Source organism: Bradyrhizobium sp. USDA 4541 (assembly GCF_024171085.1).
In the GTDB taxonomy this organism is placed as follows: Bacteria; Pseudomonadota; Alphaproteobacteria; order Rhizobiales; family Xanthobacteraceae; genus Bradyrhizobium; species Bradyrhizobium australafricanum.
In genome coordinates this window covers 1,232,004-1,255,231 of sequence record NZ_JALJZF010000001.1, presented here as the reverse complement: position 1 = coordinate 1,255,231, position 23,228 = coordinate 1,232,004, and the positions used below count along the sequence as shown (strand labels likewise).

Sequence of the window (23,228 nt, the reverse complement as noted above, 5' to 3'; positions counted from 1 at the left end):
AATCCGGCGCCAATATAGGGAGCGGCGACCGTCGTTAGCCACCCCTGTCGGAGAACCGTCACCGCTCAATATCGCAATCGGCCGGCGCAGCGATCGGCGGCATCCAGGAACCAGCGCAGCGCCGGATCCTGGGCGGCGCGGCTCGTATGGATCAGGTCGATCGCGAAGGCGGGGATGTCGATCGGCGGCGCGACGACGGCAATGTCGGCCAGATGCGTGAAGCGCCGGGCGACGCGTTCGGACATCGTGGCGATGAGATCGGTGCCGGCCACGGCGAACGGAACGGCCACCACATGCGCAAGCGTCACCGCCACCCGTCGCTTCAGTCCATGGCGCGCCAGCAGCGCGTCGATCACGCTCGGCAGGCCATCGCCGCCGGCCGCCGAGAACAGCGCGTGCGGCAAGGTCGCGTAATCTTCCAGACTGAGGCGCTCCGATCGGTTCGTGCGTGCATCGCGGGCGCAGACGAAGCGTTCCTCGAACAGCCGGTGCCGGACACAGCGCGGCGAGTCGGGCAGGTGCCCGCCGATCAGGGCATCGAGTTCGCCGCGCTCCAGCTTCGCCAGCGCCACCGTCGCATCGGTGAGCGGGCGCACGGCAAGGTCAATGCCGGGCGCTTCGATGCGCAGCAGCCGGGTCAGTTCCGGCACCACAACGAGATCGCCATAGTCGGTCGCGGCGATGGTGATGCGCCGTCGCGCGATCGCCGGATCGAAGCCCTGATCGGGTACCAACGCGCTCCGGATCTGCCGCAGCGCTTCGCCGATCGGCCCGGCCAGCGCCAGCGCCTTTTCGGTCGGCTGCATGCCCGCGCCGGCACGCAGGAACAGTTCGTCCGCAAACAGCGCACGCAGCCTCCGCAATGCGCTGCTCATGGACGGCTGGGCGAGCCCGATGCGCTCGGCCGCCCGGGTGACGTGGCGCTCCTCCATCAGCGCCTCGAAGGCGACCAACAGGTTGAGATCGATGGCGGATAAATTCATCGTAGCAATAATGCTTATAAGAATAATCGATTTCAACAATGATTTGCCCCGGCCTATGCTCGTTGGTCGGACATGACGACGGGACCCAGGAATTTGGCGAGATTTGCGAGGCTGGTGCCAAGCGGGCCGACACTGCTGATCATCGGCGTGCTGGCAGGATTGGCTTTCCCTGCGTTGGCGGACGGCGTGCGCCCGCTGATGACGGCGGCGATCTTCGTCCTGGTGCTCGGCACCTTCCTCCAGGTCGACGGGACGGCGTTCCGGCGCGCATTGCGGCGGCCGCTGGTCTGGCTGCTGTTGCCGGCGCTCGCCATGCTGGCGAGCCCGCTTGCCGTCGGCTTCGCGGCGCGCGGCGCCGGCTTTCGACCAGAGCTGATCGTCGCATTGGTGCTGTCGGCGTGTGCGCCGCCGTCGAGCGGCACGGCGGCCGTCGCGCGCATGCTCGGCTTCGATGCGACCATTCCGCTTGCGGTGACGCTGCTGTCGATGGCGCTGGCGCCGGTCACCGTGCCGCTGATCGCGGCGGGATTTGCAGATCTCGCAATCGATCCGCTGGCGCTCGCGACGCGGCTGGCGCTGCTGGTTGGCGGCGCCGGCGCGCTGGCGTTGCTGCTGCGCCGTCAGGCCGCGGCACGATTGGTGCAGCATGCGCGCATCATCGACGCGCTCGTGCTGGCCTCGCTGCTGCTGTTCGCGATCGCCACCATGGCGGGGGTGCGCACCCAGATCGAAGCGCAACCGGCCGCCGCGTTCACCTGCGTCGGCCTTGCCTTCGGCTGCAATCTCGCCCTGCAATTGTGTGGCGCGCTGCTCACGCCGGGCAATCTGGCTGCACGGCTGACCAGCGGCCTCATTCTCGGCAACCGCAATGTCGGATTGGTCTGGTCGGCGATGGGCGTTGCGGTGTCGCCGATGACGGCGTTGTTCTTCGCCGCCACGCAGTATATGACGCCGCGGCTGATCGAGATGCTTGTTCGCCGCGAGTGCAAGGAGAATGCCTCACCATGAGCGCGACGATCTTGACCGAAGACCTCGCCGTCCGTTTCGCGCGCATCGCGCTCGGCCATGTCACGCGCGAATATCCGAACAAGCCCGATCACGTGCTGGCGGGGCCGCAGGATGCGCGCACGCCGCGCGAGCTGCATCCGGTGTTCTTCGGCAGCTACGACTGGCATTCCTGCGTCCACAGCTACTGGATGCTTGCCCGGCTGCTGCGCCGCTATCCCTCATCCGAGGCGGCGGACGATATCCGCGCGCTGTTCGACGCGCAGTTCGTTGCGGAGAAGATCGCGGCCGAATGCAGCTATCTCGCCGCCCCGACCGCGCGCGGCTTCAAGCGGCCTTACGGCTGGGGCTGGCTATTGAAGCTCGCCGCAGAGCTCTCGCTCGTCGAGAACACCAACTGGCGCGATCGGATCGCTCCGCTCGCCGAGATCTTCGCGCAGCGCTACCGCGATTTCCTGCCGCTCGCCACTTATCCGGTGCGGGTCGGCACCCATTTCAACACCGCGTTCGGACTGCGCATGGCAGCCGACTACGCCGCGGTGACACAGGACGATGCGCTCAGTGCGCTGTTGCGCGACACAGCGCTGCGCTGGTACGGCGCCGATCAGGACTGCCCCGCCTGGGGTGAGCCGAGCGGTGATGACTTCCAGTCATCCGCGCTGATCGAAGCGGAGTGCATGCGCCGGCTGCTGGCACCGGGTGACTTCCTGCCCTGGTTCGACCGCTTCCTGCCGCGGCTCGAGCTGCGCGAACCCGCAACCCTGTTCCGGCCCGCCACGGTCACCGATCGCTCGGATGGCAAGCTGGCACATCTCGACGGGCTCAATCTCAGCCGCGCATGGTGCTGGCGGGCGCTGGCCGGTGCGTTGCCGGCGGCCGATGCGCGCCGTCCGATCCTGCAGGATGCCGCGCGCCGGCATCTCGACGCCGGCCTGCCGCATATCGCCAGCGACTATATGGGTGAACACTGGCTTGCGAGCTTCGCGGTGCTCGCGATCGACGCCGATGGCTGACGAAGGCGCCGCCTACGCGACGCTTTCCAGGTAAGCTTCTTCCGCAGCCTGGATCGCGTCCGGAGTGCCGACATGCATCCAGACGCCGTCGAGGCGCAGGCCGAACAGCCGCTCCTGCTCGTTGGCGCGGTCGAACATCTTGGTCAGCGAGAACTCGCCGGCCGGCGCGTCGGCGAACAGCGCAGGCGACATGATCGCGGCGCCGGCATAGACGAACGGCACCACCTGGTGCTCGCGCCGCTTGCGCAACGCGCCATCCGGCAACATCGAATAGTCGCCGCGCCCGCCATAGCCGATGCTCGTAGCGGTCGGCGCCATCAGCAGCAGGATATCCATCCGCGCGGGATCGAAGGTTTCCGCGAGCCGCGCCAGATTGGAGCGCACGCCGTCGATCCACATCGTGTCCGCGTTCAGATGATAGAACGGCGCATCGCCGAGCAGCGGCAACGCCTTCACCACCGCGCCGCCGGTGCCGAGCACCTGGTCGCGCTCGTCGGAGATGATCACGCGCGGACGGCTGCGGGGCTTGACGTGCTCGATGATCTGGTCGGGCAAATAGTGCACGTTCACGACCGCTTCGCTGACGCCGGCGCCGGCGAGCTTGTCGAGCACATGGTCGAGCAGCGGCTGGCCGGCGACGCTGACCAGCGGCTTCGGCATCGTGTTGGTCAGGGGGCGCATGCGCACGCCGAGGCCCGCAGCGAGCACCATGGCTTTATGGGGAGTGACGGGCATCTTCCGGATATTCTCGGTCATCATCTCTCATGCGCCGATCATATCACGGCGATTCGGCAAGCACATCAATCAGACGCCATAGTCACGAGACATGACGGCCGTAAGACGGCAATGACGACCCTGGCCTAGATGTCGGCAGCTTGCGTGCCGCGTCTGGCGGTTTTCTTCTTCTTGTCGCCTTGTTTGAGAAAGTTGACGCCGATCTGGTCGCCATTGACCCATGCCAGCTCGCAGCGGCGATAGGCCAATCCTGTGGACGACAGCAGCAGAAAGAACTCCTTCAGGTTCAGGCCCTCGACCGAGCCGTCGACGGAGAGCTTGGCGCCCGTCTCCGACACGTCTTCCATGGTGCAGTCGCGCCGCCAGGTGCCGTCGATGCCCATCATGTGCGCTGCTATGCCGCGCTCAAACGTGACACGATCGCCCTTGCGTCGTTCCGTCCCCATCGTGTGGTCCCGCTCCAGATCCGGCCGCGCCATGGATCAGGTGCGGGCTCCGCAACCTTAGGGGAGGCGAGGCTAATAACCCGTAAACTACGGTACTGGAGGAGGGACGTTGGCTTTGTACCAGATGCGGAAGCTGGTCAGCGCGGGGTGAGCCAGCGACCGCTCGAGATAGGTCCAGATCCGCGGCTGGTGCTTGAGATATTGCGGCTTGCCGTCGCGGCGGTTGAGTCGCGCAAAGGTGCCGAGCAGGCGGGTGTTGCGCTGCGCCGACATGATCGCATAGAGCTCGGCGAAGCCGGCCGGATCGAAGCTTTCATCGGTCGCGCGCCGCGCCTTGATGTAGCGGGTCAAGAGCGACAGCTCGAGCTGCTCGGGCACATCGATCCGGGCATCCTGCAGCAGCGACACCACGTCATAGGCCGCGGGGCCGAGCAGCGCGTCCTGGAAATCGATGACGCCGACGCGCAGGATGCCGGTGCGTTCGGCAAGCCAGATGATGTTCGGCGAATGGAAGTCGCGGATCACCCAGGTCTGCGGTGCGGCTGCGGGCTTCTCCAGCAGGCCGCGCCACATCCCGAGAAATTCGGCGCGAAGCTCCTCGCTCGGCTGCGCGCCGCGGTCTGGCAGGTACCATTCCAGCATCAGCCCGATCTCGATCAGCCAGGCGTCGATGTCGAACACCGGGATGTCGTAGCTCTCGTCCGACGTCAGCGGCAATTGCTCCGGCAGCACCTCGCGGTGCAGCGCCGCCAGCATGTCGACGGCGGCCTCGTAACGCTCGGCGATCGGCTGCGGTGGGTCGCCCTCGATGACGCCCTCGGCGCCGAAATCCTCGGTGATGAGGAAGCCGGATCCGAGATCGATGTGACGGATCGCGGGCGCCGAGAAACCATGCTTGCGCAGGCCGTTTCCGATCGCGACGAACGGCCTGACGTCTTCGGCGAGATGCACCGCTGCGCTGTAGGACTGGCCGCTGTAGATCGCCGGGCCGTCGGGACGGCGCGGCGAGTTCATCAGGATGACGGTGCCGTCGTCGTTGCGCAGCCGCGCATAGGAGCGCGTCGAGGCATCGCCCGGCATGCGTTCGCGCCGGGCATTGAGAAAGCCCGCGCGGTCGAGGAACTGGCGCAGCTCGTTGAGCCGCGCGACCTTCGCCGCACCCTTGCCATGGCCGGTGATCTCGGCCGCGCGTGCCGCCGATCCGAGCGCCGGGCGATGGCTGAACGCGATATCGATGCGGTCGGCGGGCATCGCGTCGGGCGCGCGCTCCGGCCACTCGATCAGCGCCACGATGTCGTCGGGCAGCGGCGACAGCCCGATCTCCTCGAGCTCGCCGGCGTCGTTGATGCGGTAGAGGTCGGCATGGACGAGCGGAAACGACGGCAGCTCGTAGCTCTGCGCCAGCGTGAAGGTCGGGCTCGGCACCTCCAGCGCGTCGTCGGCGGCGAGGTAACGGATCAACGCGCGCGCGGCCGTGGTCTTGCCGGCGCCGAGGTCGCCGGACAGCGTGATGACGTCGCCGGCGCCGATCAGCAGCGCGAGGTCGGCCATCAGCTCTGCTGTCGCGGTCTCGTTCGCGAGCGCCACCGAGAATGTCGAGGTCGCCGTCATTCAGCAGCGTTGCGGTGTGCGGTCTGGTCGATCGGGAAGTCGCAGGTCACGGTCGTGCCGCGGCCTACGGTCGAATCGACGCGCACCCGTCCGCCATGGAGTTCGACGAAGGAGCGGACCAGCGACAGGCCAAGGCCCGCGCCGCGGTGCCGCGAGCCGTGCGAATGGCTCTCGAACCAGTTGAACACCTTGTCGCGCATCTCCGCCGGAATGCCGGGACCGGCATCGGTCACCGCAAACACCACGCTGTGCTCGGTGCGGTGCGCGCTGATCGTGACGGTGGCGTCGTGCGGCGAGAAGCCGACCGCGTTGGCGAGCAGATTATACAGCACCTGCACCACGCGCCGCTCGTCGCCGACAAAGGCGCCGATGTCGGGCTCGATATCGACCTTGAGGGTGATGCGGTCGGTCGCGAGGCGATCCTGGATGCCTTCGGCGGCGGCTTCGATCGCCTGGCCGATATTGACCGGACCGAGCTCGAGCTTCATCGCGCCGGCGTCGATGGTGGCGAGATCGAGAATGTTGTTGGTGAGCGCCAGCAGCGCGTTGGTCGATTTGGTGACGTAGTCGAGATATTCGGCCTGCTTCGGCGTCAGCGGTCCGGTCGAGGGATCGCTGAGGAAATGCGCGAAGCCGATGATGGTGGTGAGCGGTGCGCGCAGCTCGTAGGAGACGTGGTGGACGAAATCCACCTTCATCTGGTCGGCGGCTTCCAGCGCCTCGTTGCGCTCGCGCAGCGCCCGCTCGACATTTTCGGTGTCGGTGATGTCCTGGAAGGCGAGCAGGGTCTTGCCGTCGGGCAGCGGGATGGTCATGCAATTCAGCACGCTGCCGTCCTTGCGCTCGAGCTTGAGCGCGACCTGGGCGCGGTTCTCGATCGCGGTGATCTGCTCGCGCAGCGTCCGCCAGGTCAGGGCGTCGTCGAACAGCGGCCGGCACAGTGCTTCCACCGCCTCGATATGCGGTTCGCCCTGCAGCGCGTCGGCCGGCAGCTTCCACATCTTGGCGAAGGGCGGGTTGAACAGTTCCGCGCGGCCGTTGCTGCCGAACACCGCGACCGCCTCGCCGAGATTGTCCAGGGTCTCGCGCTGCACCCGCGTCAGGCGGTCGTAGCGGCGCGCGAGGTCGAGGCTCTCGGTGACGTTGTCGAACAGATAGGTGACGCCGCCCTCGAGGTTCGGCGTGGTGACGACGCTGATGGCGCGGCCGTCGGGCAGGAACCAGGTATAGGTTTCGGATTCGACCGCGCGATAGGCCTCGTGCAGCTTGGCCTTCCAGGCGCGGAAATCCGGCTGCTCGGGCAGCTTGCGGTTGGCGCGCAGCCGGTCCAGCACGCTGGAATCGTCGGGGTTGCCGTCGAGGAAAGCCTGATCGAGGCCCCACAGCCGCCGATAGGACTCGTTGTAGAAGGTGAGCCGCCGGTCGGCATCGAACACCGCGACGCCCGAGGACAATTGGTCGAGGGTACGCCGGTGCGCTTCGACCATCCGCGCGATCGCCGCGCGCAACGCCGCAGCTTCGCTGGCGTCGATCGCGATGCCGGCGCTGCCGCCGGAGAGCTTGAGCGCCTGCACGTCGTAGATCCGCCGCTCGCCGCTGACGACGATCGGCAGCCGCGCGGCATAATTGGCATTGTCGTTCAGCGCGCGGGTCAATTCGCCGCGCTGGTCGCTTTCGAGCAGTTCGAGATTGCGCTGCAGCGCGTCCGACACGCTCTTGCCCTCGGTGGCGCGGACATAGGCCGCGTTGGCATAGCGCAGATTACCCTCGAGGCTCTTCGCCCAGATCGGCCATGGCGCGGCGGCGGCGAAATCGCGCAGCAGCTCGGTTTCCTCCTGCAGCGCCTTGTAGCGCAGGTTGGACTCGGCGAGCTCGCGGCGCAGGCCGCCGAGCTCGCGGATCCGCACGATGGCCTGGCCGCCGATCGCGCGGCCCATCGCCTCGATGGCGCGGCCGGCCGAGGTCGAGAGGTTGAGCAGGAACGCCTCGCCCTTCTCGCGCAGCGCGTCGACGGCGTGATCCATCTGCAGCGCCGGCTCGGGCGGCAGCCAGGTTCCGAAGGCGAGGACGCGTTGCGGCGAGCCTTCCTGCGACATCACCAGCGAGATGTCGCCCGAGATCTGTGGCCGGTTGTCGCCCGCGGCCCAGGAGATCAGGACCTGCGGCTCGACGAACAGCAGCGCGCGCAGCCGGTCCGATTGCGCCTGCAGGTCCGTGATCTCGGACTGCAGCTGTTCCTCGTTCCTCGTCGCGCGCACGCGGGTGCGCATCAAGAGGATCGCGGCGACGGCCGAGAAGCCGACCAGCGCAAGCGACGTCGCGAGGACCGCGACCTCCTGGTGATTGAAGCCGAAATGATCCGACATCGCCTGGGCGACCGGGCTCTCGGCGGCAAACGCGGTGCGGGCTGGCAGCAATGCGGTGATGGCGAGCCCAATCATGCCGTCGCGCGCCAGTGAGGTGCATGACAGCAGGGTTCGACGCATTGCCGCGACTACGCCCGACATATGTTGCCCCAGAACGCACAAACCTTAAGGCATGATCCGGAAAAGAGGAGACCGGTGTTCCCTCACGGCAAACGTACGACGTTTGTCCGCCGATCATGCCCAAGCAGGACCAGACAGCCCGACGAAGACCCCCCGTCGTGCTCGAATCAAGACAGAATAGTCCCAACGGGACTCGGCGAGTAAGAGTCCAGACCGTGAACGCGGAATCCCCTGTGAAAAAATGCCGCCGGGTGGGGCGGATTTTACGCGAATTGACTCCGTATTGGTGCGGAGAGCGCGCACGAAGCGTGATCTTCCCGAGCTCGTCCGCACACTTCTCCGATGCGAAGGCGCTTGGCTCCCTCTCCCCGTTCTTACGGGGAGAGGGTTGGGGTGAGGGGCCGTCTCCGCATAGCCGGTGATAGCTGCGTTCGCGGAGACTCCCCCTCACCCGGAACGCATCTGACGATGCGTTCCGACCTCTCCCCGCACGCGGGGCGAGGTGAAGTGGCGCCGCCGCTCGAGTGAAGTCGTCGCGCACTAGCGTCCGGTCGAGCCGAAGCCGCCGCTGCCGCGCCCGGTCGCCGGCAGCACGTCGACCGGAACCAGCTCGGCCCGTGTGACCGGCGCGATCACCATCTGCGCGATGCGCTCGCCGCGCCGGATCGAGAACACCTCGTGGCCGTGGTTGATCAGCAGCACGTTGATCTCGCCGCGATAGTCGGCGTCGATCGTGCCGGGCGAGTTCAGCACCGTGACGCCGTATTTGGCGGCAAGGCCGGAGCGCGGCCGCACCTGCGCCTCGTAGCCCGGCGGCAGCGCGATCGTCAGTCCGGTCGGAACCATCTCGTAGCGGCCCGGGAGCAGCAGCAGCGGCGCCGACTGCGGCACCGCCGCGAGCAGGTCGAGCCCGGCCGCGTCGGCGGTCTGATAGATCGGCAGCAGGAGATCGGCGCCGTGCGGCAGTTGATGGACTTCGACCTTGATGGTGGCGCTCACGATGCGGTTCCTACGGCTCTAGAGCATGATCCGATTGAATCGGATCATGCTCTAATCCTTTTGTTTGGTCGCGTTTTCTTGACGCGAACCGGTGACCACTTCGCTCGAAAACGCTCTTGCGATGCGCGACACCAGCGCGGTCGCGACTTCCTCCTTGGTCATCACAGGCCAGGAGTCGACGGTGACGTCCTTGCCCTCGCGCGAGAGCAGGTGAACAGTGTTGCGGTCGCCGCCCATCACCCCGGTCGCCGGCGAGACGTCGTTGGCGACGATCCAGTCGCAGCCCTTGCGCGCGAACTTCGCCTTGGCGTTCTCGATCAGATGCTCGGTCTCGGCGGCGAAGCCGATCACCAGCGGCGGCCGCTGCTCCTTCAGCTTGGAAATTGTCGCGAGGATGTCGGGGTTCTCGACCAGCTGCAGCGGCGGCATGCCGGCCGCGGTCTTCTTCAGCTTCTGGCTGCCCTCGGTGGCGACCCGCCAGTCGGCGACCGCGGCGGCGAAGATCGCGACGTCGACCGGCAGCGCGGCCTCGACCCGGTGCAGCATGTCGCGCGCGGACTCCACGCGCATCACCGAGATGCCCTGGGGGTCGTCGAGCTCGACCGGGCCGGTCACCAGCACCACCTCGGCGCCGGCGGCGCGCGCGGCGGCGGCAATGGCAAAGCCCTGCTTGCCGGACGAGCGGTTGGCGATGTAGCGGACCGGATCGATCGCCTCATGGGTCGGGCCCGCGGTGATCAGCACCCGCTTGCCGGCTAGCGGACGTGGCTGCGGCGGGCGCAGCATGCGGTCGGCGGCGGCGGCGATCTCGGTCGGCTCGGCCATCCGGCCGACGCCGGCCTCGCCGGCTTCCGCCATCTCGCCCGCATTGGGGCCGACGGTGTGGACGCCGTCGCGGCGCAGCTGCAGCACGTTGCGGCGGGTGGCCGGATTGTTCCACATCAGCGGGTTCATCGCCGGCGCCAGCAGGATCGGCCGGTTGGCCGCCAGCAAGGTGGCGGTGGCGAGGTCGTCGGCATGGCCCTGCGCCATCTTGGCCATCAGGTCGGCGGTCGCCGGCGCCACCACGATCAGGTCGCAGTCCCGCGCCAGGCGGATATGGCCGGCATCGAATTCGCTCTCGGCGTCGAACAGGTCGGTGTAGACGCGCTCATGCGACAGCGCGCTGGCGGCGAGCGGGGTGACGAATTGCTGGGCCGCCCTGGTCAGCACGCAGCGGACCTGGATGTGCCGTTCCTTGAGTCGCCGGATCAGATCCAGCGCCTTGTAGGCCGCAATCCCCCCGCCGATGATCAGGGTGATGCGCGGCTCTCCGGCCGCGCTGGCGGCCCGTGGAGCAGGGGCGGCAACCGTCGCGGAACCCGCCCCAAGCGCCTCGGCAGGCTCCGTACCGCCGTCTGCGAGCTCCCGCAGGATCACCCGCACCTCTTCCTCGACCGACCGGCCGTTTTTGGCGGAGCGCAGCCGCAGATAGGCCTTCAGCGTGTCGTCGAGTTTGCGGATGGTCAGGCTGGCCATGGCGTGCCCTCAGGCATCATGCTCAAATAAATATGATAGCGATGCTATCACATAGTGCATGCATTGCAATCAGTGCGCCCGGATGGCGAAAAAGATCGCGATGGAGGCGATCGCAATGACCCAGAGGCCGACGGTCTGCACCCGCGCCTTGCGGGCCTCGGCGCGGGCCATTTCGTCGATCGAGTCCGACGACAGCATGTGGCCCTCCAGCGTCATGGTCTCCAGCTGCTCGAGCACCGTCACGGCGCGGTTGGCGATCGACGGCAGGTTGGCGAGGATGCGACCGAGTTCGCCCGCGCCCGATAGCGCGCCCTGGATGCGGCCGGCCGGGCCGAGATTCTGCGTGATCCATTCGCGCACCACGGGGTCGGCGATCTTCCAGATGTCGAGCTTCGGGTCGAAGCCGCGCGCCACGCCCTCGACCACCACCATGGTCTTCTGCAGCAGGATCAGCTCGGGGCGCGTCTGCATGTCGAACAGGCCGGTGACCTCGAGCAGAAGCGTGAGTAGCTTCGCCATCGAGATTTCCTCGGCGGTGCGGTTGTGGATCGGCTCGCCGATCGCGCGGATCGCCTGCGCGAAATTCTCCACCGAATGGTGGCCCGGCACGTAGCCGGCCTCGAAATGCACCTCGGCGACGCGGCGATAGTCGCGGGTGATGAAGCCGAGCAGGATCTCGGCCAGGAAGCGCCGCTCCTTCAGCCCGAGCCGTCCCATGATGCCGAAATCCACGGCAACGAGCCGGCCGGCCTCGTCGAGGAACAGATTGCCGGGATGCATGTCGGCATGGAAGAAGCCGTCGCGCAGCGCGTGGCGCAGGAAGCTCTGGATCACCTTGCGGCCGAGATCGGGCAAATCGACCTTGGCCTGCGCCAGCCGGACGTGATCGTTCAGCGCGATGCCGTCGATCCACTCCATCGTCAGCACGCTGTGCGCGGTGCGATCCCAATCCACCGCGGGGACGCGGAAGTCCGGATCGTCGCGGGTGTTCTCGGCCATCTCGGACAGCGCGGCGGCCTCGAGCCGCAGGTCCATCTCCATCGCGACCGAGCGCGACATCGTGTTGATGACCTCGATCAGGCGCAAGCGCCGCGCCTCGGCGGAATGCGCCTCGGCCTTGTGCGCGACAAAGAAGAAGTCGCTGAGGTCGCGGCGGAAGCGCGCGGCGACATTGGGCCGGAGCACCTTGACCGCAACCTGATGCCGGACCCCGTCGCGCTCGATTTCGCCGCGATGCACCTGCGCGATCGAGGCCGCGGCAACCGCAGGGCCCAGATGCACAAAGGCCTGCGGCAGCGGCCGTTCCAGCGATTGCGTGATGACGGTTTCGGCCGCTTCCTGCGCGAACGGCGGCAGCCGGTCCTGCAGGGCTTCGAGATCGCGCGCCATCGCCACGCCGACCACGTCGGGCCGGGTGGCGAGGAATTGCCCGAGCTTGAGATAGGCCGGTCCGAGCCGCGTCAGTGCGCGCGACAACCGCGGACCTGACTTGGCGGAGCGGCGCTCGATCAGCCGCGCCAGCTTCAGCGCGAGCTGCCCGGGCGGCGGCACCAGCGCGGGATCGACGACGCCGAACACGCCCTCGCGCGCAAACACGAAACCGGCGCGGGCGAGGCGCGTGATGTGGGTCAGTGCAGAGATCACAAACGCCAGCCCGAATGCAGCGCCACGATGCCGCCGGAGAGGCTCTGCCACTTCACGCGGGCAAAGCCGGCGGCGCCGATCATCTCGGCGAACGCGTTCGGCCGCGGGAATTTGCGGATCGACTCGACGAGATATTGATAGGACTCGGCGTCACCGGTGACGGCGCGGCCGAGCGGCGGGATCACCTTGAAGGAAAACAGATCGTAGATCTTGTCGAGGCCGGGCACGTCGACGGTGGAGAATTCCAGGCACAGGAAGCGGCTGCCCGGCTTGAGCACGCGATAGGCCTCGCGCAATGCGAGGTCGATCTGCGGCACGTTGCGGATGCCGAATGCGATGGTGTAGGCGTCGAACGCGCGGTCGGCAAAACCCAGCGTTTCGGCGTTGCCCTCGACGAACGACACCCGGTCATCGAGGTGCTGCTTCGCGGCGCGCTCGCGGCCGACGGCGAGCATGTCGGCATTGATGTCGCAGACCGTGGCATGAAAGCCCGCGCCCGCGGTCTTGGCGGCCCGGAACGCGATGTCGCCGGTGCCGCCGGCGACGTCGAGCAGCGCGAACGGCCGGTCGCCCTTCGGCGGATCGAGCATCGTGATCATGACGTCCTTCCAGGCCCGGTGCAGGCCCGCCGACATCAGATCGTTCATCAGGTCGTAGCGGGACGCCACGCTGTGAAACACGTCGTTCACCAGCGTCTGCTTCTCGCCCAGGGGCACATCCCTGAAGCCGAAATGGGTGGTTTGATCCGGCCGATCCATCACTCAGAACTCTTACCCTTTTTGGTCGCGTTTTCTTCACGCGAACCGGTAGCCGGTTCGCTCGAAAAACGCTCCAGCCAAACCATAGCGCGGCGGCCGCAATGGCGCTATCACGTCACTTCCAAAAGGTGAATGCCTGCCATGCCGGAATTACCCGAAGTCGAGACCGTCCGCCGCGGCCTGCAACCGGCCATGGAGGGGTCCAGGATCCTCAAGGCCGAGGCTCGCCGCAAGGATTTGCGGTTTCCGTTTCAAAAAGACTTTATCGCCCGGCTGGAGGGCCGGACCATCACCGGGCTCGGCCGCCGTGCCAAATATCTGATGGCGGACCTGAACTCCGGCGACGTGCTGCTGATGCATCTGGGCATGTCGGGCTCGTTCCGCGTGCTGAAGCAGGACGGCGCGGCGACGCCGGGGCAATTCCACCATCCGCGCAGCGAGGATCGCGTGCATGATCACGTGGTGTTCCACATGTCGTCGGGCGCGGCCGTCGTCTTCAACGATCCGCGGCGCTTCGGCTATATGAAGATCATCGCGCGCAACGCGATCGAGGATGAGCCGCTCCTGAAAGGGCTCGGTCCCGAGCCGCTCGGCAACGAGTTCGACGCGGCGATGCTGGCGCGCTCCTGTCACAACAAGAAGACCAGCCTGAAGGCCGCGCTGCTCGATCAGCGCGTGGTGGCGGGACTTGGCAACATCTATGTCTGCGAGGCGCTGTTTCGTTCGCATCTGTCGCCGCGGCGATTGGCCGCGACGCTCGCGACCAAGTCCGGACAACGCAAGGGCGTTGCCGGGGGCGAGCCGACCGACCACGCCAGGCGGCTGGTCGACGCGATCCATTCGGTGCTCAACCAGGCGATCAAGGCCGGCGGCTCCTCGATCAGCGACCATCGATTGACCAACGGCGATCTCGGCTATTTCCAGCATTCGTTCCAGGTCTATGACCGCGAGGGCGAGACGTGCCGTACGTCGGGCTGCGAAGGTATTGTCAGGCGCTTCACCCAGAACGGCCGTTCGACGTTCTGGTGCCCGAAGTGCCAGAAGTAACAATGTTCGAGACCCCGCGCATCGAGACGCCACGCCTGATCCTGCGGCCGCTTGCGCTGTCGGATGCCGCGGCGATCCAGAGTCACTTCAACAATTGGAATGTGATCAAGACTCTCGCCACGGTGGTGCCGTGGCCTTATCCCGGCGACGGCGCGGAAAGCTTTATCAGGCGCGAGCTCGACAAGATCGCGGCCGGAGAGGAAAGCTATCAATGGTCACTGGTGTTGCGTGCCCGCGATGGCGAGGCGATCGGCAACATCAATTTCCGGCCGCGCGCCGACGGCCGCAAGGGCAATCGCGGATTCTGGCTCGCTGAGCCGTATTGGAATCAGGGCCTCATGACCGAGGCGATCGCGGCGGTGAACGATTTCGCCTTCCTGGCGCTCGGCCTCGATCACTTCCATGTCTGCAACGCGCCGTCCAACGTCGGCTCGCGCCGGGTCAAGCAGAAGACCGGAGCCGAATTCGTCGGCTTCGTCGAGCTTCCGCACCACAATGGCGAATCCAGAGCGGAGAAGTGGAAGGTGACGCGCGAGACCTGGTTGCGCGATCGCGCGAAGCCGTGACGTTATTTGCGAATACCGCCGCGAGGAAAATCGCGGCGCCTTGACCGTGCACGCGCGGCCGGAGAACATGGCTCCGATCGCTCCATCAAGAACGAGAACACAATGGCGATGAACGGCATGTCGATGAATGACGCCTGGCGCGACCGCGCCGCGACAAGTTTTCAATGCGAGAAGCAGCCGGCCACCAGCAGCCGCGGCATGGTGGTGAGCAATCATCCGCTGGCATCGAGCGCGGGCGCCGAGATGTTGGCTGCCGGCGGCAATGCGATCGATGCGGCGATCGCCACCTTGTTCACGCTGACCGTGGTCGAGCCGATGATGGTCGGCATCATCGGCGGCGGCATGGCGCATATTCGTCTCGCCGACGGCAGCCATCGCTTCATCGACGGCCAGAGCACGGTGCCGAACGCGGTGCGGCCGGACACCTACACTTCGAAGCCAGGATCGGCGCACGACGTGTTCGACACCGTCGGCAACGAGAATTTGAACGGGCCGAAAGCGGTCGCGGTGCCGGGCTCGCTGAAAGCCTGGTGCGAAACGCTGCGCCGCTTCGGCACCATGAGCCTTGCCGATGTGATGCAGCCCGCGATCAAGCACGCCGCGCGCGGCTATGCGGCGACGCCCTATTTGCATGAATGCATCACCGACGGCGCCGAGGAGATGCTGAAGGACAAGCCGATCTCGGCGATCTATCTGCCTGATGGCACGCCGCTGAAGCCCGGCGAGCGCGTGGTGCAGGCGGAATATGCCGAGACGCTGAAATACATCGCCGATCATGGCGACAACGCGCTCTACCAGGGGCCGCTTGGCGACATCCTGGTCGACTACATGAAAAAGAGCGGCGGCTTCATCGCGCAGGAGGATCTCGCGACCTACAAGACCGTCGAGCGGCAGCCGATCCGCTGCGACTACCGCGGCTGGGAAATCCTCGGGCCTCCGCCGCCCGCGGCATCGGGCGTGCATATCACGCAGATGCTCAACATCCTCGAGGGCTATGACATCGCGCGGCTCGGCTTCGGCACGACCGAGACGATCCATTATCTTGCCGAGGTGCTGAAGATCGCCTTTGCCGACCGCGCGGCCGCGAGCGGCGATCCCGCCTATATCAACGTGCCGGTGGAGCGGTTGACCTCGAAGGCCTATGCCGAGGAGCGCCGCCGCGCGATCGATCCCGACCGCGCGCAAGCCTGGAGCGCCGGCGTCACCCAGCTCGAAAGCGCGCACACCACGCACATGACCGCGGCGGATGCGATGGGCAATGTGGTCGCGACCACCCAGACCATCAACAATCTGTTCGGCGCCAAGATCCTGATCCCGGGCCTCGGCACCGTGCCGAACAACTACATGAACCTGTTCGATCCGCGGCCGGGACACGCGCTGTCGCTGGCCGCCGGCAAGCGCGTCACCACCTCGATGTCGCCGATGATGGCGCTGCGCGACGGCAAGCTCGCCTACGCGCTCGGCCTGCCCGGCGGCAAGCGCATCTTCCCGAGCGCGATGCAGGCGCTGATCAATCTGATCGACCACGGCATGAGCCTGCAGGAGGCGGTCGAGGCGCCGCGGGTCTGGACCGAGGGCAATGCGCTGGAGGTCGAGCAGGCGGTGCCGGAGGCTGTCCGCGCCGCGCTATCAGCCAAGGGCCACAAGGTGCAGGTCGTGCCGACGGTGGCCGGCGGCATGAACGCGATCCAGTTTCACGCCGACGGCACGATGTCGGGCGCAGCCTGCTGGCGCGCCGACGGCACCCCGGTCGGCATTGCCGGCGGCCTCGCCCGCGCCGGGGTGCGCTTTGCGTTGAGGTGAGGTTGGTTAGGCTCCCTCGCCCCGCTCTCGCGGGGAGAGGGTGGGGTGAGGGGCTCACTCCACGAGGTGGTGTCCATTGATGGACCTGTACCCCCTCACCCGGATTGCATCTGGCGATGCAATCCGACCTCTCCCCGCAAGCGGGGCGAGGTAACTCTACTTCCTGACGCAGATCACGCGGACCACGGCGGCCTTGGCGTCTGCCGAGTCGCCCGACGCGGTGACGCCGTGCGCCTTCAGGAAGCTGCGCACCGTGTCGGCCGGCACCAGCGCGGCCTGCGCCGGCGGCGCCGCGTTTGCGGGGCCTGCAACGATGACGGGTTTCAGCACCGCGATCCCGGCAAACCTGCCGCCGCTATCGGTCGCCGCTGCGCCGGAGAACCCGAGCGCCGGCGCCGGTGACAGCGCCTGATCGCCGCCGCCGATCTGTGCGGCCGAAGCCTTCACGCTGCTCGCGGCCGCTCCGCCGCCCTGGTTCTGCGGATCGGCAATCCCGGTGATGTCGAGCGCGGTCTGCGTCGCCTGGCCTGCGATATTGAGCGGCTTCAGCCCGCGCGCGCCATAGATGCGCAGCAGCGCGAGATCGTGATCCCTGTCCTCGGCGACCCGATCGGCATTGCCGTAGCCCGGGATCGTCAGCGTGATGCAGTCGTCGGTCGCCACGCGATCGGTAACGATGGCGCCGTCGTCGCTGACCACGACGCCGGTGCCATATTCGACGGTCTTGCGCGGCGGCGGACCGGCCTGCACGGCGGACGGAAATGCGTTGAAGGCGCTCGACATCGCGATCACCACCGGCTCGACCGTGGTCTGCATCGCCTGGTCATAGAGGATGGTGAGGATGCGGACCTCGTCGCCCTTCAAGGTGCCGCGCAGATAGAACTTCTTCAGGCCCTGCATGCCCGACAGCACGAAGAAATCCGGCTTCACCACGGTGTAGTCGATGGTGCGCCCGGCCGGCTCCTTCCTTTCCTGCTCGGCAAGCTTTGCGGTGGTCGGGCTGGCTTCCTTGCGCCGGGTCAGCAGCACCTGGACGGTGCCGGTCGGCGAGGTCCATTTGGCGCCAGAAGCGTCGCTGGTGAGCTGCGGCACCAGCTTTGTGGGAATGCCGAGCCGCGCCCCGGTGGCCGGCTCGGTGACGATCCGCCAGCCGACACCTTCCTGCTTCCGCCGCGCCGTGTCGGCGAGCACGCCGCGCTCCTGCGGATTCAGCACCCCGGTCGGCTTGCCGCCGCGCTTCTTCTGGAATTCCTTGATCGCATTGACCATGCGCTCGCTGACGTCGCCGGTAATGGCGCCGTTATATTCGCCGACCCAGGCGAGGTCGGATTGCAGCGCCAGCCGCTCGGCCTGCGCCATCGCGCCAGCGGTATCCTCCGGCTTCTGCAGCCCGGGGCGTATCGGCACCGTCGCCACGGTTTTCGGCTTCGCCCCCGCCGTCGAGGGCGGCGTCATCTGGGCCTGCGCCATGCCCATCCCTGTGACCGTAATGGAAGCGGCCATCAATGTTGCCGAAAGCACCGATCTCATGACAAATCCGGGGGGAATGACTGACACCATTGACGTCCAGGCAATTAAGCACATCTGCTTGGTCGGCAACAACCGCGCTCCGGTTCAGGGAACAGCGCGCAGGACACCGCAATGCTGAGTGCCGACGAGCTTGAACGCTATGCCCGCCATATCGTGCTGCGCGAGGTGGGCGGTCCCGGCCAGAATGCGCTGAAAAAAGCGTCGGTGCTGGTGATCGGCGCCGGCGGCCTCGGCGCGCCGGTGCTGATGTATCTGGCGGCAGCCGGTGTTGGCCGGCTCGGCGTGATCGATGACGATATCGTCTCGCTCTCCAATTTGCAGCGCCAGATCATCCATGCGACGTCTGATATCGGCAAGCGCAAGGTCGACAGCGCGGCGGCACAGATCCATGCGCTCAATCCGCATGTGACGTTCGAGGCGCATTCGATGCGGCTCACCGCCGACAATGCGATGGCGCTGATCGCGAACTACGACCTCGTGCTCGACGGCTCCGACAATTTCGAGACCCGCTATCTCGTCGCCGATGCCTGCTTCCTCGCGAAGCGGCCGCTGATCACGGCCGCACTGGGCCAGTTCGACGGTTCGCTGACCACGATCCGCGCGCATGAGAAGAATGCGGACGGCGTGTTCAATCCGACCTATCGCTGCCTGTTTCCGGAGGCGCCGCCGCCGGGCACGGTGCCGGCCTGCGCCGAGGCCGGCGTGATGGGCGCGCTCGCCGGCGTCCTGGGGTCGATGATGGCGCTGGAGGCGATCCGCGAGATCGTCGGCTTCGGCGAGGGCCTGGTCGGCCGCCTCCTGATGGTGGATGCGCGCGCGATGCGGTTCGAAACCCTGCGCTACGCGCGCGATTCGCAGAACCCGCTCAATGGCGATGGGCCTGTCATCACTGACCTCAGCGCCCATCGCACCTGATTGCTGCCGTTATCTGCTGGCCGGCTTCTCGCTGTCGAGATGCGCCATCTGCTCGGCCGCATAGCGCGTGCCGGCAGCGATATCCGGCGGGAAGGCTTTCGCCAGCGCCGCGAGATGAGCTTGCGTCAGCGTCAGCCTGGTCGCGCCGAGCGCTTCGGCAAGACGGTTGCGGGTGCGGGCGCCGACCAGCGGCACGATCTCCTTGCCCTGCGCCGCGACCCAGGCAATCGCGACCTGCGCCGGCGTCGCCCCGATCTCGGCGGCAACGGCGCGCAACTGCTCGACCAGCGCGAGATTGGCATCGAGGTTCGCGCCCTGGAAGCGCGGCGTCATCAGCCGGTAGTCCCTGCCGATCTTGCCGGACTCCTTCGACCAGTGGCCGCTGATCAGCCCGCGCGACAGCACGCCGTAGGCTGTGATGCCGATGCCAAGCTCGCGGCAGGTCGTCAGGATATCGCGCTCGATACCACGCTCGATCAGCGAGTATTCGATCTGGAGATCGACGATCGGATGCACGGCATGAGCACGGCGGATGGTGTCGGAGCCGACCTCGGACAGGCCGATATGTCTGATGTAGCCGGACTTCACCAGATCGGCGATGCCGCCGATCGTCTCCTCGATCGGAACGTTGGGATCGAGACGTGCCGGGCGATAGATGTCGATGTAGTCGGTGCCGAGACGTTGCAGCGAATAGGCGAGAAAATTCTTCGTAGCGGCCGGTCGGGTGTCCATTCCGGCGAATTCACCCGCGGGGCCGCGCAACGCGCCGAACTTGACGCTGATCTGCAGCCGGTCGCGCGCGACGTCCTTCAGGGCTTCCTGCACCAGCATCTCGTTGTGGCCCATGGCGTAGAAGTCGCCGGTATCCAGCAGCGTGATGCCGGCATCGAGCGCCGCGTGCACGGTGGCGATGCTCTCGCCGCGATCGGCCGGGCCATAGACCTCGGACATGCCCATGCAGCCGAGGCCGAGGGCCGCGACGGTGGGCCCGGTTGAGCCGAGTTTGCGTGTGTCCATGTGGATGTTCCTCGAACGTTTGCGGCGGAAAATCCGTCGCCAAATGCCGAGGTGATATGGGCCGGCCAGCTTTCGCCGATAAGCTGGACAATCCCGAATGGCTTGTTCACTACATCGAACAATGCAGAATTTCGACCTTCGCGACCTCGACGCCTTCGTGGCGGTGGCGCGCACGCGCAATTTCCGGCGTGCGGCGCTCGAGCAGCGCGTCTCGGTTTCCAGCCTCAGCCAGCGCCTGCGCGACATGGAAGAGCGGCTCGGCGTCCGCCTGATGAACCGCACCACCCGCAGCGTCGCGCTGACCGAGGCCGGCGAACTGCTGCTTGCCCGTGTCGCGCCGGCCATGGTCAACGTCGCCGATGCGATCACCGAGGTGCGCGGCCTGCGCGCCGAGCCGTCGGGGCGGTTGCGCATCAACGCGCCGCCGCCCGCGGTCGATCTGGTGCTGGCGCCGATGATCGCGCCGTTCCTCGCCAGATATCCGCGGGTCGAGCTCGACGTCGTTGCGGAGAGTGCGTTCGTGGACATCGTCGCGCAGGGCTTTGACGCCGGCGTGCGTTACGGCGAGCACCTGGCACAGGACATGGTCGCGGTTCCGCTTGGCGCGCCGCAACGTTACGCGATCGTGGCGTCCAGCGCGTATGTCGCAAAGCACGGCCGGCCGATGCATCCGAAAGATCTGCTGGCGCACCCCTGCATCCGCAGCCGCTTTAGCAACGGTGTGATGTTCGATTGGGAGTTCGAGAAGAACGGCCGCGTGGTGAAGATTTCGCCGCCGGCCAGGCTGACCGCGACCCATCTCGGCCTCGCGCTGCGTGCGGTTCATGACGGCGTCGGCTACTGGGCGACGTTCGAGGGCTATGTCCGCTACGGCGTCAAATCCGGTGCGCTGGTCAGCGTGCTCGACGACTGGTGCCCGCCATTCGACGGACCGTTCCTCTATTATCCGAGCCGTCGCCAGCCGCCGCCGGCGCTGGCGGCGTTCGTGTCATTCGTCGCCGACTGGCGCAAGCAGGCGCGACGGAAGAAGTAGAGCAGGACCTCGCCACATCGTCGTCCCGGCCTTGAGCCGGGACCCGTAACCACAAATGCGGATTGCCTTGCAGCGCTGGGGCCACAGCTAGCCCTCGCAACAACGAGGCCCAGCGGTTATGGGTCCCTGCTTGCGCACTAGCGTATATACATATCCTCCGCAGTCTTTCCGGAGTCTTCTCAAAGAGTTGGCCGAAAACCGCAGAGAGCTTACTCATCTGCACTAGGGTTGCGCCCGCCGATTTCGGCTCTCGCCTAGTAGCTAACCCCTTGATGATGAGTCGGTTTTCTAGCCTCGAAGAGATGTGTAAATGCCCTAGTGCTTGCGCAGGGACGACACCGAATGCGTGATTTACAGCATGCGCCTCGCCGGCCGCACCGGCTCCTTTGCATGGGGTTGTTTTCGATATTTTGGCAGCGCGCCCCCGCGACGGCGAGGCTATCGCATATGACTACCCACGTCCCGTAGCCCGGATGGAGCGAAGCGTAATCCGGGGCGGTCTGTCCGCGGATACAGGCCCCGGATTTCGCTGCGCTCCATCCCTGCTACAGATCTCTCTTCTCCTTCCCCCTGAAAGGGGGAAGGTCGGGATGGGGGTCCAGCCACACGCACCGTCGCTCGTGGAGAGAGATGATCCCCACCCGCTTTGCTCTGGCGAGCAAAGCGACCTCCCCTTTTCAAGGGGAGGTTATGGAAAGAAGCGGTCCCGGATTGCGCGGAGCCTGTCATCGGGCGCGCGTTCGCGCGACCCGTTGGCTCCATCCGGGCTACGAGCGCTTACAGCATGCTCGGCAGCACGCGATCCGGCGGCTTGTGGGCGTCGAGGAAGGTTCGGATGTTGATGATCACCTTCTCGCCCATCTCGACGCGGCCTTCGATGGTGGCCGAACCCATATGCGGCAACAGCGTCACCTTGCCGGCCTTGGCGAGCCGCACCAGCTTCGGGTTCACCGCGGGCTCGTGCTCATAGACGTCGAGGGCTGCGCCGCCGATATCGCCGGCTTCGATCAGCTTGATCAGCGTGTCCTCGTCGATCACCTCGCCGCGCGCGGTGTTGACGACATAGGCCTCTTTCCGGATCAGCTTGAGCCGCCGCGCCGAGAGCAGGTGATAGGTGGCCGGCGTGTGCGGGCAATTCACCGAGATGATGTCCATGCGCGCCAGCATCTGGTCGAGGCTTTCCCAATAGGTCGCCCCGAGCTCTTCGGCGATCATGGGCGCCACCGGGCGGCGGTTGTGATAGTGGATCTGCAGGCCGAAGGCCCGGGCGCGGCGCGCCACGGCCTGGCCGATGCGACCCATGCCGACGATGCCGAGCCGTTTGCCGCCGATGCGGTGGCCGAGCATCCAGGTCGGCGACCAGCCCGCCCAATGCTGCTTGCCTTCGGTCAGGATCGAGGCGCCCTCGATCAGGCGCCGCGGCACCGCCAGGATCAGCGCCATGGTCATGTCGGCAGTGTCCTCGGTCAGCACCTTCGGGGTGTTGGTCACCGTGATGCCGCGGGCATGCGCCGCGGCGACATCGATATTGTCGACGCCGTTGCCGAAATTGGCGATCATCTTCAGCTTGCAGTCGGGCTGATTGATCACGTCTTCGCGGATCATGTCGGTCACGGTCGGCACCAGCACGTCGGCGGTTCGCGCCGCCTCGGCGATCTGCTCCGGCGTCATCGGCGTGTCGTCGAGATTCAATCTGGCGTCGAACAGCTCGCGCATCCGGGTCTCGATCGAGTCCGGCAGCTTGCGGGTGACGACGACGAGAGGCTTTTTCTTCACCGACATGTCCTGCTTTCATGACGCGCGGCTTGCCAAAAAGCAAACCGTTGAGGCCTCATTAACCCGGTTGTTCGACACTGCTGATAGCCGCGCTGTCCCGGCGTTTCCTTCGCGTTTCCTAGGGTTCCCCGATACTTGCCCCGGCTCTTCGCCAAGGCGAAACGACGGGCAAATTCGGGTGTTCTGGCTCTCAGGCGTTCCGTCCTCTCTAGCAGAAGGCCGGGCCAAGACAAGAACCCCTCGGACTTGCAGTGCGGGAGCGAACGGCGCAGGCGCAGGGGCCTTCGGGCGTGGTTTGGGTTGCAATTCGCCGAATGCGGGTTGGGCATTTCGGCAGGAGACG

The 23,228-nt window shown here is 66.5% G+C and carries 19 protein-coding genes; 7 read left to right on the top strand and 12 right to left on the bottom strand.

The features are described 5' to 3' along the window. Window positions 1–65: 65 nt before the first annotated feature. Window positions 66–1,019 carry a LysR family transcriptional regulator gene (locus J2R80_RS05900; protein ID WP_253638178.1) on the bottom strand — a complete coding sequence of 318 codons (954 nt, stop codon included), beginning with the start codon at window positions 1,017–1,019 and terminating at the stop codon, window positions 66–68. 57 nt (window positions 1,020–1,076) lie between these two features. On the opposite strand from J2R80_RS05900, the gene J2R80_RS05895 reads away from it, so the two are divergent. Together J2R80_RS05895 and J2R80_RS05890 are read left to right on the top strand one after the other, a co-directional pair. After that, window positions 1,077–1,991: a hypothetical protein gene (locus tag J2R80_RS05895; RefSeq protein WP_253638177.1), complete on the top strand. Its 915-nt coding sequence runs from the start codon at window positions 1,077–1,079 to the stop codon at window positions 1,989–1,991. Continuing rightward, window positions 1,988–3,001 (top strand): DUF2891 domain-containing protein, encoded by a 1,014-nt coding sequence (locus J2R80_RS05890; RefSeq protein ID WP_229192687.1) that lies wholly within the window; start codon window positions 1,988–1,990, stop codon window positions 2,999–3,001. The genes J2R80_RS05895 and J2R80_RS05890 overlap by 4 nt, the downstream gene beginning before the upstream one ends. Window positions 3,002–3,013: 12 nt before the next feature. Here the strand turns inward: J2R80_RS05890 and J2R80_RS05885 are convergent, their stop codons facing one another. The 8 genes from J2R80_RS05885 to ubiE form a co-directional block, all read right to left on the bottom strand. Beyond that, on the bottom strand, window positions 3,014–3,736 hold the full coding sequence (locus J2R80_RS05885) for a nucleotidyltransferase family protein (RefSeq protein WP_057020444.1): 723 nt from the start codon (window positions 3,734–3,736) through the stop codon (window positions 3,014–3,016). 125 nt (window positions 3,737–3,861) lie between these two features. Next, entirely contained in the window at window positions 3,862–4,182 is a 321-nt protein-coding gene (locus J2R80_RS05880) for a PilZ domain-containing protein (protein WP_229192686.1), read from the bottom strand. Window positions 4,183–4,269: 87 nt separating this feature from the next. Next, a complete protein-coding gene (tsaE, locus tag J2R80_RS05875; RefSeq protein ID WP_229192685.1) occupies window positions 4,270–5,793 on the bottom strand; it encodes a tRNA (adenosine(37)-N6)-threonylcarbamoyltransferase complex ATPase subunit type 1 TsaE in 1,524 nt (507 codons plus the stop codon). Further along, on the bottom strand, window positions 5,790–8,300 hold the full coding sequence (locus J2R80_RS05870) for a PAS domain-containing sensor histidine kinase (protein ID WP_057020424.1): 2,511 nt from the start codon (window positions 8,298–8,300) through the stop codon (window positions 5,790–5,792). The genes tsaE and J2R80_RS05870 overlap by 4 nt, the downstream gene beginning before the upstream one ends. A 519-nt stretch (window positions 8,301–8,819) precedes the next feature. After that, on the bottom strand, window positions 8,820–9,278 hold the full coding sequence (gene dut / locus J2R80_RS05865) for a dUTP diphosphatase (protein ID WP_076833820.1): 459 nt from the start codon (window positions 9,276–9,278) through the stop codon (window positions 8,820–8,822). A gap of 51 nt (window positions 9,279–9,329) precedes the next feature. Then, window positions 9,330–10,796, bottom strand: coding sequence for a bifunctional phosphopantothenoylcysteine decarboxylase/phosphopantothenate--cysteine ligase CoaBC (gene coaBC, locus J2R80_RS05860; RefSeq protein ID WP_253638176.1), 1,467 nt, complete (start codon window positions 10,794–10,796; stop codon window positions 9,330–9,332). Window positions 10,797–10,865: 69 nt separating this feature from the next. Next, on the bottom strand, window positions 10,866–12,440 hold the full coding sequence (gene ubiB / locus J2R80_RS05855; RefSeq protein WP_057020426.1) for a 2-polyprenylphenol 6-hydroxylase: 1,575 nt from the start codon (window positions 12,438–12,440) through the stop codon (window positions 10,866–10,868). After that, the gene (ubiE, locus tag J2R80_RS05850) at window positions 12,437–13,198 is read right to left on the bottom strand and encodes a bifunctional demethylmenaquinone methyltransferase/2-methoxy-6-polyprenyl-1,4-benzoquinol methylase UbiE (RefSeq protein WP_057020427.1); all 762 of its coding nucleotides are present in this window, start codon (window positions 13,196–13,198) and stop codon (window positions 12,437–12,439) included. Before ubiE ends, ubiB begins: the two co-directional genes overlap by 4 nt. 141 nt (window positions 13,199–13,339) lie before the next feature. Here ubiE and mutM point away from each other — a divergent pair, with 141 nt between their 5' ends. The 3 genes from mutM to ggt all read left to right on the top strand — a co-directional run bounded on the left by mutM (window position 13,340) and on the right by ggt (window position 16,614). Further along, window positions 13,340–14,245: a bifunctional DNA-formamidopyrimidine glycosylase/DNA-(apurinic or apyrimidinic site) lyase gene (gene mutM, locus J2R80_RS05845; RefSeq protein ID WP_057020428.1), complete on the top strand. Its 906-nt coding sequence runs from the start codon at window positions 13,340–13,342 to the stop codon at window positions 14,243–14,245. Between the two features lie 2 nt (window positions 14,246–14,247). Continuing rightward, window positions 14,248–14,811 carry a GNAT family N-acetyltransferase gene (locus tag J2R80_RS05840; RefSeq protein ID WP_253638175.1) on the top strand — a complete coding sequence of 188 codons (564 nt, stop codon included), beginning with the start codon at window positions 14,248–14,250 and terminating at the stop codon, window positions 14,809–14,811. Window positions 14,812–14,934: 123 nt separating this feature from the next. Further along, window positions 14,935–16,614, top strand: a complete 1,680-nt coding sequence (ggt, locus tag J2R80_RS05835) for a gamma-glutamyltransferase (protein WP_253640934.1) — start codon at window positions 14,935–14,937, stop codon at window positions 16,612–16,614. Between the two features lie 156 nt (window positions 16,615–16,770). Here ggt and J2R80_RS05830 read toward each other — a convergent pair whose 3' ends face one another. Next, on the bottom strand, window positions 16,771–18,144 hold the full coding sequence (locus J2R80_RS05830; protein ID WP_253638174.1) for a serine protease: 1,374 nt from the start codon (window positions 18,142–18,144) through the stop codon (window positions 16,771–16,773). Between the two features lie 111 nt (window positions 18,145–18,255). On the opposite strand from J2R80_RS05830, the gene J2R80_RS05825 reads away from it, so the two are divergent. Continuing rightward, on the top strand, window positions 18,256–19,059 hold the full coding sequence (locus J2R80_RS05825) for a molybdopterin-synthase adenylyltransferase MoeB (protein WP_253638173.1): 804 nt from the start codon (window positions 18,256–18,258) through the stop codon (window positions 19,057–19,059). Window positions 19,060–19,068: 9 nt separating this feature from the next. Here J2R80_RS05825 and J2R80_RS05820 read toward each other — a convergent pair whose 3' ends face one another. Beyond that, on the bottom strand, window positions 19,069–20,076 hold the full coding sequence (locus J2R80_RS05820; RefSeq protein ID WP_253638172.1) for an aldo/keto reductase: 1,008 nt from the start codon (window positions 20,074–20,076) through the stop codon (window positions 19,069–19,071). A gap of 121 nt (window positions 20,077–20,197) precedes the next feature. Here J2R80_RS05820 and J2R80_RS05815 point away from each other — a divergent pair, with 121 nt between their 5' ends. Beyond that, complete coding sequence (locus J2R80_RS05815; RefSeq protein ID WP_168856647.1) at window positions 20,198–21,109, top strand: LysR family transcriptional regulator; 912 nt, start codon at window positions 20,198–20,200, stop codon at window positions 21,107–21,109. Window positions 21,110–21,886: 777 nt separating this feature from the next. Here the strand turns inward: J2R80_RS05815 and J2R80_RS05810 are convergent. Next, on the bottom strand, window positions 21,887–22,891 hold the full coding sequence (locus tag J2R80_RS05810; protein ID WP_057015287.1) for a D-glycerate dehydrogenase: 1,005 nt from the start codon (window positions 22,889–22,891) through the stop codon (window positions 21,887–21,889). Window positions 22,892–23,228 lie beyond the last annotated feature (337 nt).